Source organism: Saccharopolyspora griseoalba, from assembly GCF_042665275.1.
Taxonomy (GTDB): domain Bacteria; phylum Actinomycetota; class Actinomycetes; order Mycobacteriales; family Pseudonocardiaceae; genus Saccharopolyspora; species Saccharopolyspora griseoalba.
The window spans coordinates 150,882-169,784 of sequence record NZ_JBHTCJ010000001.1 but is presented as its reverse complement, the minus strand read 5'-3'; the positions used below and the strand labels follow the sequence as shown (position 1 = coordinate 169,784).

Annotated in this window: 17 protein-coding genes; 5 read left to right on the top strand and 12 right to left on the bottom strand. The window is 71.8% G+C overall.

The features are described 5' to 3' along the window. Positions 1-160: 160 nt before the first annotated feature. The 4 genes from ACFQRI_RS00765 to ACFQRI_RS00750 are packed head-to-tail and all read right to left on the bottom strand — an operon-like array spanning position 161 to position 4,771. Positions 161-946 carry an enoyl-CoA hydratase-related protein gene (locus ACFQRI_RS00765; protein ID WP_380662921.1) on the bottom strand — a complete coding sequence of 262 codons (786 nt, stop codon included), beginning with the start codon at positions 944-946 and terminating at the stop codon, positions 161-163. Further along, positions 943-3,024: an acetate--CoA ligase family protein gene (locus ACFQRI_RS00760; RefSeq protein ID WP_380662918.1), complete on the bottom strand. Its 2,082-nt coding sequence runs from the start codon at positions 3,022-3,024 to the stop codon at positions 943-945. The genes ACFQRI_RS00765 and ACFQRI_RS00760 overlap by 4 nt, the downstream gene beginning before the upstream one ends. A gap of 32 nt (positions 3,025-3,056) precedes the next feature. Next, complete coding sequence (locus tag ACFQRI_RS00755) at positions 3,057-4,217, bottom strand: acyl-CoA dehydrogenase family protein (RefSeq protein ID WP_380662915.1); 1,161 nt, start codon at positions 4,215-4,217, stop codon at positions 3,057-3,059. 17 nt (positions 4,218-4,234) lie between these two features. Then, complete coding sequence (locus ACFQRI_RS00750) at positions 4,235-4,771, bottom strand: thioesterase family protein (protein WP_380662912.1); 537 nt, start codon at positions 4,769-4,771, stop codon at positions 4,235-4,237. Between the two features lie 118 nt (positions 4,772-4,889). Between ACFQRI_RS00750 and ACFQRI_RS00745 the strand changes: the two genes are divergently transcribed. Next, on the top strand, positions 4,890-5,675 hold the full coding sequence (locus ACFQRI_RS00745; RefSeq protein WP_380662909.1) for an IclR family transcriptional regulator: 786 nt from the start codon (positions 4,890-4,892) through the stop codon (positions 5,673-5,675). Between the two features lie 273 nt (positions 5,676-5,948). Here ACFQRI_RS00745 and cysC read toward each other — a convergent pair whose 3' ends face one another. Then, positions 5,949-6,509 (bottom strand): adenylyl-sulfate kinase, encoded by a 561-nt coding sequence (gene cysC, locus ACFQRI_RS00740; RefSeq protein WP_380662907.1) that lies wholly within the window; start codon positions 6,507-6,509, stop codon positions 5,949-5,951. Between the two features lie 132 nt (positions 6,510-6,641). On the opposite strand from cysC, the gene ACFQRI_RS00735 reads away from it, so the two are divergent. Then, positions 6,642-7,838, top strand: coding sequence for a hypothetical protein (locus ACFQRI_RS00735; protein WP_380662904.1), 1,197 nt, complete (start codon positions 6,642-6,644; stop codon positions 7,836-7,838). Between the two features lie 161 nt (positions 7,839-7,999). Here ACFQRI_RS00735 and gdhA read toward each other — a convergent pair whose 3' ends face one another. The 6 genes from gdhA to ACFQRI_RS00705 form a co-directional block, all read right to left on the bottom strand. After that, positions 8,000-9,337: an NADP-specific glutamate dehydrogenase gene (gene gdhA / locus ACFQRI_RS00730; protein WP_380662901.1), complete on the bottom strand. Its 1,338-nt coding sequence runs from the start codon at positions 9,335-9,337 to the stop codon at positions 8,000-8,002. A gap of 223 nt (positions 9,338-9,560) precedes the next feature. Continuing rightward, positions 9,561-10,358: an ABC transporter ATP-binding protein gene (locus tag ACFQRI_RS00725; protein ID WP_380662899.1), complete on the bottom strand. Its 798-nt coding sequence runs from the start codon at positions 10,356-10,358 to the stop codon at positions 9,561-9,563. After that, complete coding sequence (locus ACFQRI_RS00720; RefSeq protein ID WP_380662896.1) at positions 10,355-11,152, bottom strand: ATP-binding cassette domain-containing protein; 798 nt, start codon at positions 11,150-11,152, stop codon at positions 10,355-10,357. The genes ACFQRI_RS00725 and ACFQRI_RS00720 overlap by 4 nt, the downstream gene beginning before the upstream one ends. Next, positions 11,149-12,903, bottom strand: a complete 1,755-nt coding sequence (locus ACFQRI_RS00715) for an ABC transporter permease subunit (RefSeq protein ID WP_380662893.1) — start codon at positions 12,901-12,903, stop codon at positions 11,149-11,151. Before ACFQRI_RS00715 ends, ACFQRI_RS00720 begins: the two co-directional genes overlap by 4 nt. Further along, a complete protein-coding gene (locus ACFQRI_RS00710; protein WP_380662891.1) occupies positions 12,900-14,276 on the bottom strand; it encodes an ABC transporter substrate-binding protein in 1,377 nt (458 codons plus the stop codon). The genes ACFQRI_RS00715 and ACFQRI_RS00710 overlap by 4 nt, the downstream gene beginning before the upstream one ends. A 457-nt stretch (positions 14,277-14,733) precedes the next feature. Beyond that, a complete protein-coding gene (locus ACFQRI_RS00705; RefSeq protein ID WP_380662889.1) occupies positions 14,734-15,807 on the bottom strand; it encodes a helix-turn-helix domain-containing protein in 1,074 nt (357 codons plus the stop codon). 128 nt (positions 15,808-15,935) lie between these two features. Between ACFQRI_RS00705 and ACFQRI_RS00700 the strand changes: the two genes are divergently transcribed. Both ACFQRI_RS00700 and ACFQRI_RS00695 read left to right on the top strand, forming a co-directional pair. Next, positions 15,936-17,231, top strand: coding sequence for an APC family permease (locus ACFQRI_RS00700; protein WP_380662886.1), 1,296 nt, complete (start codon positions 15,936-15,938; stop codon positions 17,229-17,231). A gap of 202 nt (positions 17,232-17,433) precedes the next feature. Then, positions 17,434-17,709: a hypothetical protein gene (locus ACFQRI_RS00695; protein ID WP_380662884.1), complete on the top strand. Its 276-nt coding sequence runs from the start codon at positions 17,434-17,436 to the stop codon at positions 17,707-17,709. A 124-nt stretch (positions 17,710-17,833) separates the two neighbouring features. Here ACFQRI_RS00695 and ACFQRI_RS00690 read toward each other — a convergent pair whose 3' ends face one another. Beyond that, entirely contained in the window at positions 17,834-18,058 is a 225-nt protein-coding gene (locus ACFQRI_RS00690; RefSeq protein WP_380662881.1) for a DUF1737 domain-containing protein, read from the bottom strand. Positions 18,059-18,413: 355 nt separating this feature from the next. Here ACFQRI_RS00690 and ACFQRI_RS00685 point away from each other — a divergent pair, with 355 nt between their 5' ends. Continuing rightward, positions 18,414-18,821, top strand: coding sequence for a hypothetical protein (locus tag ACFQRI_RS00685; RefSeq protein ID WP_380662879.1), 408 nt, complete (start codon positions 18,414-18,416; stop codon positions 18,819-18,821). The last annotated feature ends 82 nt before the right edge of the window (positions 18,822-18,903 follow it).

Sequence of the window (18,903 nt, the reverse complement as noted above, 5' to 3'; positions counted from 1 at the left end):
CTCGGCGCAGCGCTCGAGGTGCGCAGTACCCGGTGCAGCTCGTCACGTCGAACCTGCGCGGATGTCCTCCACGCGCGCGGACCCGCGCGGAGCTGCGGCCCGTTCCGCAGCGCCTGCGCCGACGTCGAACTGGCCTGCTCGGAAGTCGGTTTCGGGCGCCCTAGCGGCCAGCCCAGTTCGGGGCGCGCTTCTCGGCGAAGGCCCGCGGTCCTTCCTCGGCGTCTTCGGAGGCCAGCATCGCTCGGTAGCGCGGGAGGTTCTCGCTGCGCAGCAGGCGGTAGGCGGACTCGACGTCGAGCGCTGCGGTACGACGGGTGATCTCCTTCACCGCTGCGATCGCCATCGGCGCGGCCGCGACGATCTGCTGCGCCAGGTCGGCCGCGCTGTCGAGGAGCCCGGTCGCCGGGACGACTCGGTTCACCAGGCCCCAGCGGTGCGCCTCGGCGGCGCCCATGCGACGCCCGGTCATGAGCAGCTCGCTCGCCACCGCCGGCGGCAGGCGGTTCGGCAACCGCAGCACGCCTCCGGAGTCGGCGACCATGCCGAGGGTGACCTCGGGCAGCGCGAACTCGGCGTGCTCGGCGGCGACCACCAGGTCCGCGGCGAGGACCAGCTCGAAGCCACCGCCCAGCGCGAGGCCGTTGACCGCCGCGATCACCGGCTTGTCCAGGTCGAAGAACTCGGTCAGGCCGGCGAAACCGCCTCGGCCGTGATCGGCGTCGATCGCCTCTCCGCCGGCCGCCGCTTTGAGGTCCCACCCCGCGGAGAAGAACCGCTCGCCCGCGCCGGTGAGCACCGCGGCACGAAGCGAGTCGTCGCGGCGGAGCCGGTCGAACGCCGCGTACAGCGCGTTGCTCGTGGCCACGTCGATGGCGTTGGCCTTCGGGCGGTCCAGGGTGATCGTGAGCACCCCGCCGTCGACGTCGAGCCGCACCTGATCAGTCATCGAGCATCCTTCCCCTCCCGCACCAGGACGTCCACGGCGACCGCGCCGCGCCGTCGAGCCAGCAGCGGGTTCACGTCCAGTTCCACCAGTCGTTCGTCGGCGGCGGCGTACCGGCCGATCGCCGCGATCGCGTCGACCACGGCGTCCACGTCCGCAGCCGGACCGCGGAATCCCGCCAGCAGCGGCCAGCTCCGCAATCCGCGCAGCGCGCCCGAGATCGCCGCGCGCGTCGTCGGCAGCAGCAGCGTGGCCGAATCCCGCACCAGCTCGACGAGCACGCCGCCGGCGCCGAAGGTCAGCGACGGGCCGAACTGCGGGTCACGCCGCACCCCCACGATGAGCTCGGCCACGACGTCGTCGACCAAGCGCTCGACGAGGAACCGATCGCTGAGCGCCGACATGTCCGCCACCGCGTCGGCCACCTCCTTCGGCGACGCGAGGCCGACGCGGACCCCACCGACGTCGCTCTTGTGCGCCAGCTCCGCCGAAAGCGCCTTGACCACTACCGGAAACCCGAGCTCGGCAGCTGCGCCCGGAGCGCGCGGGGCGTCGACCACGAGCCCGTCCGGGATCGCGAGCCCGCGCTCGGCGAGCACGCGCTTGCCCTCCGCTTCGTCGAGCTGCCTGGTCGTGCGCGACGGCGCGGCTGGGACCTCCAACGGCTGCACCGAGTGCGCGTCCCGCTGCGCGGCACCGATCTCCGCCGCGGCGCTGATCGCGGCCAGGCAGTCGGCGATGCCCTGCATCGGTGCGATGCCCTCGCGCAACAACGACTCCGCGACCGGTTCCGGCAGCCCTTCCGGAAGCGAGCTCACCACGCACGCCGGCCCGCCGGTCGAGCGGTGCGCCGCGCGGAACGCGTCCACCGTGGTCGACCACGCCTCGCCGGCGCAGCGATCGTCGCGGGGGAGGTCGACGAGCAGCAGGTGGCAGTCGAAGCCCGCGTCGAGCATCGCCGCGAAGCACGCCGTCTGCGCGTCCAGGTCTCCCCAGATGTAGGTGTGGTAGTCGAGCGGATTCGCCACCGACACGCGCTCGCCGAGCAGCTCGCGCAGCTGCTGCTCGGTTCCGGCGGGGAACTCCGGGAGCTGCAGGCCGTTGTGCTCGGCCAGGTCGGCGATCAGCGACGCCTCGCCACCCGAGCAGCTGGCGGAGGCGATCGCGCCGCCGTCCAAGGATCCGCGCACGTGCAGGAACTTCAGCGTCTCGACGAACGTCTCGACGCGGTGCACCCGAGCCATGCCCAGCCGCCGGAACAGCACGTCGCACAGCACGTCCGACCCGGCCAGCGAACTGGTGTGGCCGAGGTTGACCTGCGCGCCGATCTCCGAGGTACCGGACTTCAGCACGACGACGGGCACGCTCCGGCGCAGCGCGCGCAGAGCCGCCCTCGACAGGGCCGCGGCGTCGTCGACGCCTTCCAGGTGCAGGCCGATGGCGGTGATCCGCGGGTCGTCGAGCATGGCGTCCACGAGGTCGGCGACCCCGGTCAGCGCGCCGTTGCCCACCGTGACCAGTTGGGCCAGCGGCAGCGAGCGGCGCTGCATGGTGAGGTTCTGCCCGATGTTGCCGCTCTGCGTGATCACCCCGACACCTCGGTCGACCCGGGTGCCGCCGTGCTGGTCCGGCCACAGCGCCGCGCCGTCGAGGTAGTTCAAGGTCCCGATGCAGTTGGGCCCGATCAGCGTCATGTCCCCGGCGGCGTCCACGAGGGACTCCTGGAGCTCGGCACCTGCCTGGTCGTGTTCGGCGAAACCGGAGGCGTGGCACACCGCTCCCCCGGCGCCGAGAGCCGCCAACTGCCGCACCACCTCGACGGTCGTCTCCCGTGGCACCGCGACGAGCGCCGCGTCCGGGGCCTCCGGGAGGTCGGCGACGCTGCGGTGGCACGCGAGGCCTTCGATCTCCGATCGGGACGGGTGCACCGGCCAGATCTGCCCGGCGAAGCCGACCCGGCGGCACTGCCGCACCGTCTCTGCCGCGGCGTCCCCGCCGATCACCGCGATGTTCCGCGGGGACAGCAGTCGACGCAGGTTCTCCTTGCGCAGCGCGAGATCAGCAGCACTGCGGACGCTCATCGCACCCCCTCGTTCGTCGGGCCGGCACCAGGTCACGAGCCCAGGGGGCGCAGGAGGGACCGGGAGATGATGTGGCGCTGGATCTCGCTGGTGCCGTCCCAGATCCGCTCGACCCGCGCGTCGCGCCAGAAACGCTCGATCGGCAGCTCGGCCATCAGGCCCATCCCCCCGAAGATCTGCACCGCGCGGTCGGTGATCCGTCCCAGCGCTTCGGAGGCGTACAGCTTCGCCATGGCCGCGTCCTGGTCGGTCATCAGCCCGCGGTCGAGCTTGGCCGCCGCCCGCAGGGTGAGCATCTCCGCCGCGTCCAGTTCCGTCGCCATGTCCGCCAGTTGGAAGCTCACGCCCTGGAACCGGCCGATGGACTGGCCGAACTGGGTGCGTTCCGCGGCCCACCGCGTGGTCATCTCCAGCACCCGTCGAGCTCGGCCGACGCTGGTGGCGGCGACGCTGAGCCGGCTGGCGCCCAGCCACTCGGTCATCAGCTCGAAGCCCCGGCCCTCGTCGCCGAGCCGCTGCCCGGTCGGGACGCGGCAGTCGGTGAAGACCAGTTCGCACTGGTGGTAGCCGCGGTGGGACACGCAAGCGGAGCCGCGCCGAACCTCCAGGCCGGGGGTGTCCAAGTCGACCAGGAACGCCGTGATCCGGTTCTTCGGCCCTCGGGAGGTCTGCTCGGTGCCGGTAGCGGCGAAGAGGATCACGAAGTCGGCGGCGTCGGCGTGACTGATGAAGTGCTTGGTGCCGTTGAGGACGTACTCGTCGCCGTCGCGGTCCGCCCGGGTGATCATGGAGCGCACGTCGGAGCCCGCGCCGGGCTCGGTCATGGCCAGGCAGTCGTGGCGTTCGCCGCGGATCGCGGGCATCAGGTAGCGGTCGCGCTGCTGCCCTTGGCAGACCTGCAGGATGTTGCTCGGTCGGGCCACCAGCATCTGCAGCGCGTAGCTCGCTCGTCCGAGTTCGCGTTCGACGAGGGTCATGCTCGTCGCGTCCAGCCCGCCGCCCCCGAGTTCCTCGGGCATGTTCGCCGCGTAGAGACCGGCGTCGAGCGCCTTGCGGCGGATCTCCGCGGCGAGTTCGGGCGGCACCTCGTCGCGGCGTTCCACCTCGTCCTCGCGCGGTTCCAGTTCTGCGGTGACGAACTTGCGCACGGTGTCGACGATCATCCGCTGTTCGTCGGTGAGCTCGAAGTCCACTTGTGCTCCTGGGTTGCTCAGCGCCGGATGCCCATGGGGCGGCCGACGGCGTCCGGTACCGGCAGGGCCGCGTGCGCCTGGTGGATGGCGCGCAGGCGGTGCTGGAGGTGGTCGGGCAGCTCGCACGACCGGCCCGCCGCGGTGTCGACGTGCACGAGCATCTGCTCGGCGGTGGCCAGCAGGAGATCGGTGTCGCCGTGCCGCATCTCGTGGAAGACGTGCACCCGCTTGGCGTCGGTGTCGAGCACCCGCAGGCTCAGCGCGAGCGGTTCGCCCTCGGCGACCTCGCGCCGGTTGTGGAGGTGGCTTTCCACCGTGTACAGCGAGCGCCCGTTCTGCCGGTACTGCTCGTCGATGCCGAGGTAGCGGAAGAAGGCGTCGGAGTTGTCGCCGAACACGAGCAAGTAGCAGGACTCGCTCATGTGCCCGTTGTAGTCGACCCACCGCGGGCTGACCGGTGCGCGGTGGAGTCGCAGCGGTGCGGGGATCTCGGCCGCGTCGTCCCACGGTCGGTGACCGCTGCCTTCGTACGGCGTGCAAACTCGTTCCATCATGTCTCACAATGCGCGTTTCCTGTTCGCATTGCGCGACGTTAGACGGCGGCGCGGGAGAGCGTCAAGACGAATCAGCCGCGCAGCAGCCGAACAACCCGGCTGGACTAGGGTGGGCGCCATGAGTGCGGAAGCGACGCGCGCAACGACCGAGGAGCAGGCGAGCGGACGCGTGCAATCCCTGGACCGCGCCGTCGCCCTGCTCAACGCGGTCTCCGCGAACGCGCCGGAGGGCCGCTCCGCCGCCGAGCTGGCCGTCGAGTGCGGGCTCAACCGCGCGACCGCTTGGCGCCTGCTGGCCACCCTCGAGCACCACGCGCTGGTGGAGCGCGACCCGGTCACCAACCGCTACTCCATCGGGTTCGCCATCAGCCGGATGGCCGCCACCGCCGGCGTGGACGGCCTGGTCCGCCGCGCGCACGACGTGCTGGAGCGGCTGAGCCGGGAATCCGGCGAGACCGCGAACCTCGCGGTGGTGCAGCGGCTCGGCCTGACCTACGTGGACGAAGTGGCACCGCCGGTGGTGCTCAGCGCGCGGTGGCTCGGCAAGCAGGTCCCCATCCACGCCACTTCCGCCGGCAAGGCGTTCCTCGCCTGGCTCCCCGACGACGAGGTCGAGGCGATCCTCGGCTCGCCGCTGGCGGAGTTCACCGAGACGACCCGCACCGACCGCGACGCGCTGCTGACCGAGCTGACCGACATCCGCGAGCGGGGCTACAGCGTCAGCGTCGGCGAGCTGGAGAACGAGGTCTACGGCATCGCGGCACCGGTGCTGGACGCCCGGCAGCGGCCGTTCGCCATCGTCAGCATCTGGGGACCTCGCGACCGCGTGCCGGAGTCCCGGTTCCCGGAACTCGGGACCCTCGCCCGTCGCGGCGCCGAGGCGATCGCCGCCGCGGCGACCTGACGCTCCGACGCGACCAGCGCCCGCCCCCGGCGTGGTCGACGCCGTTCCCGCAGCAGTGGGCGCTCGGGTCGAGCGGAGAGGGCAGCGCCCGCCGAGAGCCGCGTTGAGGTCGATTGCGACCAGCCGAAGCGCGCGCGGGAATTGCTGTTGGAAACCTGCCGAAGAACCCGGTCTCGAACCGAGCGGAAGATTCGGTCAAATCACCCGTCCAGCCACGGTGAACTGCAAGCGGAATCGAGTCGTTCGGACTCCGCTCCCGCCCGCCGAATCGATTCACGAACCGACGGGCAGACCTCGTTTCGCGAGCAGCTTCATCACGAGCTCGCTGGCTCCGTTCAGGTCGATATCCGTGGTGTCCACCCGAATATCCGGGCTGTCCGGTTCTTCGTACGTGTCGTTGTACCCGGTGAGGTTAGGAATGCGACCCGCGGCGGCTTTCGCGTAGAGCCCCTTGGGATCCCGCTGCATGCATTCCGAGACCGGGGTGGACACGTGCACCTCCACGTAGGGCGTCCCCCGCTGCTCGTGGTGGGCCCGCACATCGGCCCGCGAACGGCGGTAGGGCGCGATCACCGGGACGAGCACGACCACCCCGTGACCTGCGAGGAGTTGGGCGACGAAGCCCACGCGCCGGGTGTGCTCGTTGCGATCGCGCTCGGTGAACCCGAGATCGGCCGAGAGGTTGGCCCGCAGCTCGTCGCCGTCGAGCACCTGGGTCCGGAACCCGCTGCCGCCGAGCTCCCGCGCGAGCGCCTGCGCGAGGGTCGATTTTCCGGAACCGGGGAGTCCGGTGAGCCACAACGTCATGCCAGTCGAGGTGGTGGGGGTGCGCATGGAGCCTCGCTTCCCGAATGATCATTCGTGGGAGTTTCGCTCGGTGTTCCGTTCTCGGCCGACGCCGCCCGACATCGGTAACAAATACCTCAACGCACGCATCGCGCGGTAGGCGGTTTAAAGTCATGGGCAATGACGGACAGGACGAAGCGAGTGTATCTACACCTCGGCTCGCCGAAGACGGGTACCACGTACCTGCAGGACGTTCTGTGGCGCAACCGGGAGTCGCTGAAGCAGCAGGGCGTCCTGTATCCGGGACAACGCCCCGAGGATCATTTCTTCGGGACGATGGACCTCCAGCAGATGCAGTTCCAGGACGACTGGTTCGACGAGAAGGTCCCGGGCGCGTGGACGCGCCTGGTGGACGAGGCACGGGACTGGCCGGCAACGGTGGTGCTGTCGCACGAGCTGCTGTGCACGGCCAGCGAGGACGAGGTCGAGCGGGCCCTGGGCGACCTCGCCTTCGCCGAGGTGCACCTGGTGTGCACCGCGCGAGACCTCGCCCGGCAGCTGCCTGCGGTGTGGCAGGAAGACGTCAAGAACCGCCACACGCTCAGCTACACCGAGTTCAGCCGAGGGGTCTTCGGCGACGACGACCCGCCGCACTGGCTGTCCGAGCTGTTCTGGGAGCGCCAGGACCTGCCGCGGGTCCTGGCCAGGTGGGCCCGCCGGATCCCACCGGAGCGGGTGCACCTCGTGACCGTGCCACCTCCCGATCGGCCCTTCGACCTGCTGTGGGCGCGCTTCGCCGGCCTCATCGGCATCGACCCCTGCTCCTCGGAGACCCGCGGGGGCGCCAAGAACGCCTCGCTCGGCGTCGCCGAGGTGGAACTCGTCCGCAGGCTCAACACCGCCCTGGAGGGCAGGCTGCGCTGGCCGGACCACGACATCGTGGTCAAGGACCAGTTGGCGACCAGGATCCTCGGCGCCCGCAAGCCGCAGAGCCGCCTCGAGGTGCCGGCCGAGGACTGGCACCGGGTGCGCGAGCGCGCCCAGCGACTGGTCGCCGAACTCGCCGCGGCCGACTACGACGTGGTGGGTGACCTGGACGAACTCGTTCCCGCCGCCGACCCGCCCGGAGGCGGCCCCCACCCGGACCACGCCGACGAGGGCCAGCTCATCGACGTGGCCATCGAGTCGCTGGCCGGGCTGATCGAGCACATCGCCGCCGAGGAGGCGAAGGGCGATCACCGTCCCCCACCAGCACCTGAGGGCGTGCGGCGGACGCTGGTCCACCTCAGCGAGCAGCACCCGGTCTTCTCGCAAGCCCGGACGGCGTACCGCAGGTTGAAGAACAGCACCTCCTTCATCGGCGTCCGCCGCCGCTGACCACGAGATCCGCCCGCGTCACGGTGCGCGAGCGCCGGGGTGGCTCGCGCGTGGTGACGGCGGCGCTCGCCACCCGCGAACGAGGCGAGCCGGCCTCGTCCACCGCAGCGCACCCGTGGTGGACGAGGCCGGTTCGCGCTCGGACGGGAGGTCGCGGCCGGTCAGATCAGCCCGAGGCCGAGCATCGCATCGGCCACGCGGGTGAACCCCGCGATGTTCGCGCCCGCGACGTAGTTGCCGGGCATCCCGTACTCGGCGGCCGTGTCGTGGCAGCGCGCGTGCACGTCGCGCATGATCTCCTCGAGCCGGTGCTCGCTGAACTCGAAGCTCCAGCTGTCCCTCGAGGCGTTCTGCTGCATCTCCAGCGCCGAGGTCGCCACTCCCCCGGCGTTGGCGGCCTTGCCCGGTCCGAAGGCGATCCCGGCCTCCTGGAAGGCGCGCACCGCCTCGGGCGTGCAGGGCATGTTCGCCCCCTCGCCCACCGCGATGCACCCGTTGCGCACCAGCGTGACCGCGTCCGCGCCGTTGATCTCGTTCTGGGTGGCCGAGGGCATCGCGACCTCGCAGGGCACCTCCCACACCCGCCGCCCGCGCAGGAACCTGCCGCGCAGCCGCTGCGCGTAGTCGCCGATGCGCCCGCGCTCGACCTCCTTGAGCTGCTTGACCAGCTCGACGTCGATGCCCTGCTCGTCGTGGACGTACCCGTCCGAGTCCGAGCAGGCCACCACGATCCCGCCCAGCTGGTGCACCTTCTCCATCGTGTAGATCGCGACGTTGCCCGACCCGGAGACCACGACCCGCTTGCCCTCGAAGGAATCGCCGCGCGCGGCGAGCATCTCCTGCACGAAGAACGCGCAGCCGTACCCGGTCGCCTCGGTGCGCACCCTCGCCCCGCCGTAGGCGAGCTCCTTGCCGGTGAGCACCCCGGACTCGTAGCGGTTGCTGATCCGCTTGTACTGGCCGAACAGGTAGCCGATCTCGCGCCCGCCCACGCCCGCGTCCCCTGCCGGCACGTCGGTGTACTCGCCGATGTGCCGGTGCAGCTCGGTCATGTAGCTCTGGCAGAACCGCATGATCTCGCGATCCGAACGACCCTTGGGGTCGAAGTCGGCGCCGCCCTTGCCGCCCCCGATGGGCAGACCGCTCAGCGCGTTCTTGAAGACCTGCTCGAACCCGAGGAACTTGACGATGCCCTGGTAGACCGACGGGTGGAACCGCAGGCCGCCCTTGTACGGCCCGAGCGCGCTGTTGAACTCGATCCGGAAGCCGCGGTTGATGTGCACTTCCCCGCGGTCGTCCTCCCACGGCACGCGGAACACGATCTGGCGCTCCGGTTCGCAGAGCCGCTCGATGACCTTGTGCTCGGCGTACTCGGGATGCTTGGCCAGCACCGGGCCGATGCTCTCCAACACCTCCCGAACCGCTTGGTGGAACTCGACCTCACCGTGGTTGCGCTCGACCACGACCTCGTAGATCGGCTCCAACCGCTCGTGCAACATCCGCAAACCTCCCGCTCCGCAGACCTCGACGCCGGGCGGATCGACACTACCTGTGCCGCCACCTGAGCACGGTGACCTTCACCACCCGCGGCCGATCAGAACGGAGAGGGCTCCGGGTGTCGGAGGAGGCGGTCATCTTCGGGAGGTCTCCCTCATCGCTGGCAGGCCCCGGATCGCCACCGGACGAACGGGGTCCCCGCGCGAGCCGCGATTCTCGCCGCGCTCAGCGCGGGATCCTGGGCACGGCGTCGAGCAGCTTGCGAGTGCACGGGGTGCGGGGTGCGGCGAACACCTCCTCCGTCGGTCCCAGTTCGGCGAGGTGGCCGTCGTCGAGAACGGCCACCTCACCGCAGAGGCGTCGCACGACCCCGAGGTCGTGCGAGACCAGCGCCAGCGTCAACCCGCGGTCCTGGACCAGCCGGGCGAGCAGCTCCACCACGCGCGCGCGGGTCGAGACGTCCAGCGCGCTCACCGGTTCATCGGCGACGAGGACGTCGGGGTCCGGGGCGAGCGCGCGGGCGAGCGCGACGCGCTGGCGTTGCCCTCCGGAGAGCTCCGCCGGGAGGCGTTCCGCCGTACCGGGTTCGAGCTCCACCTCCTGCAGCGCCTCGGCAACCCGTTGCCGGTGGTCGCCGCCGATTCCCAGGCACACCAGCGGTTCTGCGACGACGTCCCGCACGCGCCAGCGCGGATCGAGCGAACTCGTGGGGTCCTGGAACACCATCTGCACCTCGCGCCGGAACTGGTGCAGCGACCGGGGCCGGTCGGGCCTGAGCTCGTGCCCGCGGTAGTGGATCGACCCGGTTGCCGGGCGGTCCAGCGCCGTGAGCAGCCGCAGCAGCGTGGACTTGCCGGCACCTGATTCGCCGACGACGCCGAGGTTCACGCCGCGCCGGACGGTCAGATCGACCTCGCGGAGCGCGGCGACCTGCCGCACCCGCCGGAGGAACCCGCCGCGCGCGTCCGGGTAGGAACGTCCGACGCCGCGCAGGTCGAAGAGGACTTCGCCGGTCGAGCTCATGACACCTCCTGCGGCATCCCGATCGAGCGGGCGGCTTCGAGCAGCTCCCGCGTGTAGCTGTGCTCCGGCGCGGTGATGATCTGGGAGGCCGGTCCGCGTTCGACGACCCGACCGGCGCGCAGCACCACGACGTGCGTGCACAGCTGGGCCACCACCGCGAGGTCGTGGCTGATGAACAGCAGGGACGGCGGTTCACCAGCAGCCGACCGGGCGGTGGTGAGCTCGTGCAGCAGGGCCAGCACCTCGGCTTGCACGGTCGGGTCGAGCGCGGAGGTCGGTTCGTCCGCGATCAGCAGCCGGGGGCGGGCCGCGAGCGCCATGGCCAGGAGCACTCGCTGGCGCTGTCCGCCGGAGAGCTGGCCGGGATAACCGCGCCGCACCCGATCGGCGTCGAGACCGACCGAGGTGAGCAGTTCCCGCTGCTCGGCGGCGCGCTGCCGGCGAGCAGCACCTCGCCGCCGCTGCGGGATCGCGAGCTGCTGCTCGACGCGCACCAGCGGGTTCAGGGCGGTCGACGCGTCCTGGCCCATCAGCGCGATCCCGCTGCTGCGCGCGCCGTGGCGCAGGCCGCGGAGCTCCTGCCCCTCGTAGCGCACGCTCCCGGTGATCTCGGCTCCGAGCGGGGGCACCCCGGCGATGGCCGCAGCGGTCAACGACTTGCCCGACCCGGACTCGCCGATCAAGCCGACCCGGGAACCGGCGTCGATGCGCAGGTCGAGAGCGTCGACCACCTTCCGGTCGCCGAAAGCAACGCTCAGCTGGTCCACCTCGAGCAGACCCGTTCCTCCGCTCACGATTCCCGCCCCCGATCCGGTCGTGGTGCGCAGGTCGTGGACACCGAGATGGCGAACGCGCCGAGCACGGCCAACGCCACCGTCGGCGCGAGGACGGCCCACGGTGCCCGTTCCACGTAGGGCATCGATTCCGACAGGAGAAGCCCCCATTCCGGGACCGGCGGTTGCGCACCCAGTCCGAGGAAGCCCAGCGAGGACAGGTGGAGCGCCACGCCCGGCAACCGCAGCAGCGCGTGGCGCGCCACCGGCGGGAGCACCGCGGGCAACACGTGCCGGCGCATGATCCATCCCCCGCCCGCGCCGGAGGTCCGGCTCGCGCGCACGTAGGTCGTGGCGAGCTCTTCGCGCACCAAGGCGCTGGTGTGGGCGGCCAGCGGTGCCCACGCGACCGCGGCCACGGCCGCGGCCGCGCCGAACACCCCGGGCCCCAGGATCGCGGCGGTCAGCAGCCCGGCGACCACCGGCGGCACGGCGTTGATCACCTCGACCGGCCCGCTGATGCCCGGGAGCAACCCGAGGACCAGCCCGACCGCGAGCGACACCGCCGTGATCGCGGCCGCCACCAGCACGGTGCGCACCGCACCGCGGCCGAGCCTGGCGAGCACGTCACGACCGAGCGCGTCCGCCCCGAACGGATGCGCCCACGACGGCGCGGCCAACCGCAGCGAGGTGTCGACCGCGGTCGGGTCGCGCAGCAGTCCGGCCACGGTGATGATCAGCAGCGCACCGCCGAGCACCACCGGCAGCGCACGGCCCACGCGCCCCGGTCGCGCTCGCACCTCGGCGGCGGCCGGGATCGACGCGCCGCGCAACGCCGGCCCGAGCAGCAGCAGCTGGGCGAGCCCGAACACCGTTCCGGCGAGCACGCCCAGCACCAGCAACGCCAGCAGGGCGGCCTGCAGCGCCGGCAGGTCCTGGGCGATGGCCGCGCCCAGGGCGAGCCGTCCCACGCCCGGCACCGCGAACAGCTCCTCCACCGCAACCGCGCCGCCGAGCAGACCCACGACCACCAGCGCCAATTGCGGCAGCAGCGACGGGACACCGCGACGCAGCACGCCCGCCGCGACGGTCGCGCGCCGCGCCCCCAGCACGAGCCAGGTCCGCGTCCACGCTTCGGCGGCCGCGCTCTGCAGCGCGTCCTGCAGCAGACGTCCGAGCAGCCCCCCGGCGGGCAGGCCCATCGCGATCGCGGGCAGCACCAGGTTCTCCGGACCGGCCCAGCCGTAGGGCGGTGCCCAGCGCAACCAGACCGCGAAGACGACCATCAGGCCGGATCCCAGCACGAACTCCGGGACCGCGGTGAACATCGCCGCGCCCGCGCCGCTGCGGTGGTGGACCTCGCCGCGCGAGGCGTCCGCCAGCACCCGCGCCGCCAGCGCGGCGGCGACCACGAGGGCGACCGCGATCGCACCGCCCATCAGCGTCAGCGAGACCCCCAGGCTGCCGAGCAGGCCCGGCAGCACCGGCTTGCCCGACACCCAGGACGTGCCCAGGTCCCCGCTCCACAGCCCGGCCAGCCAGTGCCCGAGCAGCCCGAGCGGGCCGGCGTCGAGCCCGAGCCGTTCCCGGATCGCCGCCAGCGCTTCCGGAGTCGCCTCCCGCTCCGCCGACTGCGCCCGCAGCACGCTCCACGCCGGATCACGACCGGACAGCCAGGGCAGCAACCCGACGAGCGCGATCATCGCGACCAGCGCACCGGCCCGGGACAGCAGCGGGAACGTGCGGGTCAGCGCGAGCTTGGCCGAGATCACTCCGCGACCTTGTGGGTGTCGCGCTGCACCAGCAGCCGCTCGCGCGGGTCGAACGCGGCGCCGTGCACGCCGGGAGCGTTGCCCTGCACCACCCGCTCGTGCAGCATCGGGATCGCCGCGCCGGTGCGCAGGATTTCCCGCTCCGCCTGCAAGATCTTCGCGCGGCGGGCGCGCATGTCGCCCTCGCTCTCGGCCTCGCGCAGCGCGGCGTCGACGGCCGCGTCGCACAGCCCGGAGAGGTTGAACCCGCCGTCGCAGGCGAAGTCGCTGCGCAGGTAGGCGGCCGGGTCACCGGAGTCGAGCACGGTCGCGCGGGAGAGGACGAACGCGTCGAACCGGCCTTCCAGCGCGTCGGCTTCGATCTGCGAGTACTCCCGCACCACCAGCTCGACCTGGAAACCGGCGCGTTCCAGCTGCTGCTCCAGGATCGCCGCGACCTCGGGCAGTTCGGCGCGGTCGCTGAAGGTCGCCAGCGTGATCCGCTGGCCGTGCGGGGCGGTGGGCGGCGTCGCACCGGTTCGCGGCGGGCGCTGGCCCGACCACGAGATGGCCGGCCCGAGCAGGCCCTGCGCGACGTCGGCGCGCTTCTCGTAGGGACCGGCCACGATCGGCGCCACGTCGATCGCCTCGCGGACCGCGGCGCGCAGCCCCGCGTCGCCGAAAACCCCTCCGGGTCGGCTGTTCAGGTAGAGCGTGTTGGTCCGCGGCATCGGAACCTCGGTGAAGGTCCCGGGGTCCAGCAGCGCGGCCTGCGAGGCCGGGATCGCCTCGACGATATCGCCGGTGCCGGTGCGCAGCGCCGCAGCGCGGGCCGAACCGTCCGGCACGAACGAGACGTCGAGCCCCGGCGCCTTCGCCGGGCCGTTCCAGTGCTCGTCGAACCGGTCGAGGCTCGCCCCCTCGGACCCGCGCAGCTCGGTGAGCACGAACGGGCCGCTGCCCGCTCCTGCGGGGTCGACCGTCCCGTCCTGCCGGTAGGCCGCAGTGGCGAGCACGCTCAGCTGCGGGCTCGAAAGCCGCTGCGGCAGCATCGGATCCGGCTCGGCCGTGCGCACGACCAACCGATCCGGACCGGCCTCGGACACCGCCAGCTCGAAACCGTCCAGGATCCTCGGCTTCGGCTGCGCCCGCGTCGCGCGGCTCAGCGCGTTGACCGCGACGGCCGCGTCGAGGCTCGTCCCGTCGTGGAAGCGCACGCCCGGCCGGAGGCTGAACTCCCAGCCGGTCGGACCGACCGGGCGCCACGACACCGCCAGGCCCGGCAGCGGGTTCCCCTCCGCGTCGAGGTTCACCAGCGTCTCGGCGATGCCCAACCGGGACAGCTTGAACGCATCGTCGCTGAACGGGCTGAGCGCCGACCGGGGCGGCTGCATCATCACCACCTTCAACCGACCAGCGTCCACACCCCGCTGCGGAGCGGGGAAGCACCCGGTAGCCAACAGCAGTGCGGCCAGCACCACGCCGAATAACGCACTCCACCGCCGAGATCCACGCATGCGGACAGCAACCCTCCAAAACCCCGCGATCAGTTATTGGAAACGATAACCGATAGCAATTAGTGGCCGCATCGAACACGGGGAGCGATCGATCGGCGACGTTCCACGCGCGAAGCGCGATGGAACGGCCGAGGACGGCGCCGTGACCGCTTCAGCTCGCGCGCAGCCAGACCGCGCGCGACTGCCGCACCGCGTCGGGACCGGACCGCTACCATCGCCCCACGACTGGTCACGACGAGCATCCGGCTTCGGTCGAGCTCGACCGCGAGGGCGAGTACGAGCAGGTCGACGAACCCCGACGACCAGGAAGCGCCGGCTAGGTCCGCTGCGGCGATCACGTCGGGAAGCCCCGAACTCGAGGCCCCGGACGCGGCTGATCGGAACGATCAGCGAACGGCCGCGCCGCGCCGCGCCGCACCTCTGGCGCGTGGCGATCGTCCTGATGAGCCGTCGCGGTGAAGGTGCGGCGATAGCTGCCGGGTGAGACTCCGACGTGGTCGGCGAAGTGTCGGCGGAGGTTCGCCGCGCTGCCGAGCCCGGCCAGGGCGGCCACGCGCTCGACGGGCGTGATCGTGGTTTCGAGGAGGTGCTGGGCGTGCCGGATGCGTTCGTGCTGCAGCCAGCGCAGCGGCGACATGCCCACCGAATCCTCGAAGCGCCGGGCCAGGGTGCGGCGGCTGAGGTGGCTGCGCTGGGCGAGGTCGTCCAGGGTCAGCGGCTGGTCGAGATGCGCGCGGGCCCACTCGAGCAGGGGCGCGAGGCTGGTGTCGTCCGGAGTCGCTGCGGGCAGGCGCATGTACTGGGCTTGGCCGCCGTCGCGGTGGGGCGGCACGACCAGGCGCCGAGCCAGGTCGTTGACGACGGCCGTGCCGTGGTCGCGGCGCACCAGCTCCATGCACAGGTCGATGCCGGCGGCGGTGCCGGCCGAGGTGAAAACCCCGGTGTCTTCGAGGTAGAGCACGCTCGGGTCGACCCGCACCGCCGGGTGGCGGCGGGCCAGTTCGTCGGCATGCATCCAGTGGGTCGTGGCACGTCGCCCGTCCAGCACGCCGGCGGCGGCCAGGACGAAGGCGCCGGAGCAGATGCCGACGACGCGCGCCCCGTTGTCGTAGGCGGTGCGCACGGCCTGCACCAGCGGTTCGGGCGGGCCGGCGTGCACGCTGGCGCAGGCGGGCACGACGACCGTGTCGGCTCGGGCCAGCTCGGCCATCCCGGCTGTGCTCTGAGCGACGAATCCGGCCGCGACGGGGGTGTCGGGCTCCGGGCTGCACACCTGCATGCGGTACCACGGGTCGGCCAGTTCGGGACGGTCGATCCCGAAGATCTCGCAGGGCACCGCCAGTTCGAACAGGGGCGCGTGAGCGGTCACGGCGACCGCGACCGAGTGGGCGGCAACATCCTTGCGCATGGTGGCAACTATGCCACTCGTGATGGGTGCCCGGTGGCGGCGATGCTGATCGAGACAGCGACACCGCCGCGGCACGGGTCCGGGTCGCGGGACGGCTGAGCCGCGGCACCGAGCGAGGAGCCCGCGCGATGACCTCCGAGGAAGACGAACCGGCCACCGGAATCGGAACGGAGGCGCCACGACGTCGGTCGTTGCGGCCGTCGATCGGGTTGGGGCAGGCGGTGGCGCTGTACGTCGGCGCCGTGCTGGGGGCCGGTGTGCTCGTGCTGCCCGGTCAAGCCGCGTCGCTGGCCGGTCCGGCTTCGCTGCTGGCCTGGGCATTCGTGGGGCTGCTCGGGCTACCGCTGGCGCTGACCTTCGCGGCGCTGGCGACCCGGTTCCCCGACGCCGGCGGGATCGCGACCTTCGCCAGCCGCGCTTTCGGTTCGACCGCCGGGGGTGTGGCCGGCTGGTGGTACTTCGTGGCCGTCGCGCTCGGCCACATCATCGTGCCGTTGACCGGCGGCTACTACGTGGCCGCGGCTCTGCAGGTCGACCAGCGCTCCGCGTTCGCCTTCGCCGGCGGGATCCTGCTGCTGGCGGCGGCCTCGAACCTCGCCGGGCTGCGTCTGAGCGGCCGGGTGCAGCTCGTGCTGGCCGCAGGGGTCGCCGCCCTGCTGCTGATCGTGACGCTCGCCGCCGCACCCCACGTCGAGCGCGCTGATTTCGCTCCGTTCGCGCCGCACGGGATCAGCGGGATCGGGCAAGCCGCCGTCGTGCTGTTCTTCGCCTTCGCCGGGTGGGAAGCCGTCACCCACCTGGCCGGCGAGTTCCGCGATGTCCGCCGCGACCTCACCCGCGCCAGCGCGATCACCGTGGCGATCGTTCTCGTCCTGTATCTCGGCGTGGCGTTCGCGGTCGTGGTCACCGGCACCTACGGCACGCCCGGCCTCGACCGGATCGCGATCGGCCGCGTGTTCGGCGACAGCCTCGGCGTCAGCGCCGCCACGGCAGCTGGCGCGCTCGCGGTCGTCATCAGCCTCGGCACCACCAACGCCTTCATGGCAGCTCTCTCGCGTCTTGGCTGTGCCCTCGCGCGCGATGGGTGGCTCCCGGCGCCAATGGCGCGGCTGAGCAACCGCGGTGTTCCCGCCGTGGGGGTGTGGACCGTGGTCGGCATCGGCGGCAGCGGGCTGGTGCTGGCCTTCCTCAATCACTGGGGCACCGAAGACCTCGTGGCGATCCCGTCCACGTTGGTGCTGATCACCTATCTCATCGGCACCGCGGCCGGCATCCGCCTGCTGTCCGGACGGGCTCGACTGACCGCCGTGGTCGCCTTCGCTCTGACCGCTCTCGTCACCCCGTTCGCCGCTGCCTACATCGCCGTCCCCGCAGCCGTCGCGGCCGGCGCGCTGATGTACCACCGCATCGCTCGACGCACCTGATGCACTGGCCGTCGATGCGGTTCCGCTGGCGTCCCTCCGCCGATGCGGACGCCACGCTCGCATCGGCAGTCCTGCTCCACCTCGCGGCGCACCGATCCCAGCGGCGCGGAACTGAGACCGTCGCGAGGCAGGACCACAAGGGGCCGATCGCGGCGATTTTCACACGGAACGGGACTTACGACCCTCCCCCGTCGAGTCATCGGTGGGCATGCTGGAATTCGAAACTGCGGAGGGCCACATGGACGCACAGGATGCCTTGTTCTTGCACATCCACCGCATGACGGCTCTGTCCAACTCTGATCTCGGCGCGCGCACCGACGAGGCCCGCGCACCCGTGAGATCGGGACTGCGACTCGCAATCCAGGACGCCGAGCAGTTGCTGCAGCGGATCGAGGAAGAGCAGTTGTTGCACGAACCGCCGGCTCGCACGTCGACCCGGCGGCTGGCGCGCGAGGCCGCGAGTCGCACCGGCGAGTGAGCAGAAGCGCGATCGCCCGAGCCTGACCCAGATCATCGGCACGTCGAAGATGATCCGCTCGGCGCGCGACCTCGCACCAGAACCGCGGGAGCGCTGTCGTGCGAATCGCGTCTCGCACGACAGCTCAAGCCCGCGAACCCCGAATGAGCCGATCGGGCCGAACTAGGCCCTGTCCGGCCACAGAACTGGCTTGAGCCGCGATGACGTCCACCCCGTTGAACGTGACGCTGGGTGGCCCGTGCAGCTCGTAGCCCAGCGCCAGGACTTCGCTCACTCTGCGGCAGAAGCTCTCGTCGTCGGGCCCGGTCAGCAGGCGGTAGCGCGGCAGGCCGTCTGGCGGTTCGCTCATGCCGCCATTATCAAGCGCACCGTGGCCGAGCTGGTCAGGCCATCTCCGTCTCGACAACTCGCCGTGGACGAGCGCCCCGAGCCTGCGAGGCGGCTCCGGTCGGGTCGGAGCCCCCGCGTGGGACGACCGCTTGGTCTCAGGCGAGGCCGGCGCGAACTCCCCGCCATCGGCACGGCCCACAGCAGCGGACCGCTCTCCGGGCGCCGGTCAGCCCTCGCGGCCCCATCGCTGTCATCGCACTCGACGCCCCTCGCAGCCATCGGGTTTCCCCTCAAGACGATAATGGTTATCGTTACCATCAATGCGCTGCTTGTCGCGCGCAATCACCGTGATCCGGAACCCGCGGAGGTTCGAGATGGGCAACGACCGCCGCAGCGCCGAGCGGCAGAACCGGACTGGATACACCGCAGTCCTGTGCGAGGCGTGCGAGCCGAGCGACGACCTCGGGGTTCTCGACGCGCTGAGCGACAGCGTGAGCCGGAGCCCGCACGGGGTGCTCGTCCGCTCGCCGTGCCAGCTCGGGAAGCTGTGGTGCCGCACCAGGAAGAACTCGCGGCGCACCGCGGGGCAGGTGATCCTGGTCCAACCCTGCGACGTCCGACGTCGGCCGCTCGGCCCGGTCATCCTCGTGGGCCCGATCCGGACCTCGGCGGACCTCGCCGATGTGACGCTGTGGCTGGAGTCCACCCCGACGTCAGCCGAGGGACTCCCCGAACGCCTGCGCAGCCCCCTGAGCGATCCGAGCCCGGCCTCCTCGAACTGAGCACGCACCACGCTCGGAAACCGACCCACCGGGCACGTTCGAGCCACCCGCACGGCGGTTCCGGGCGCTTCCGGGCCGCCGG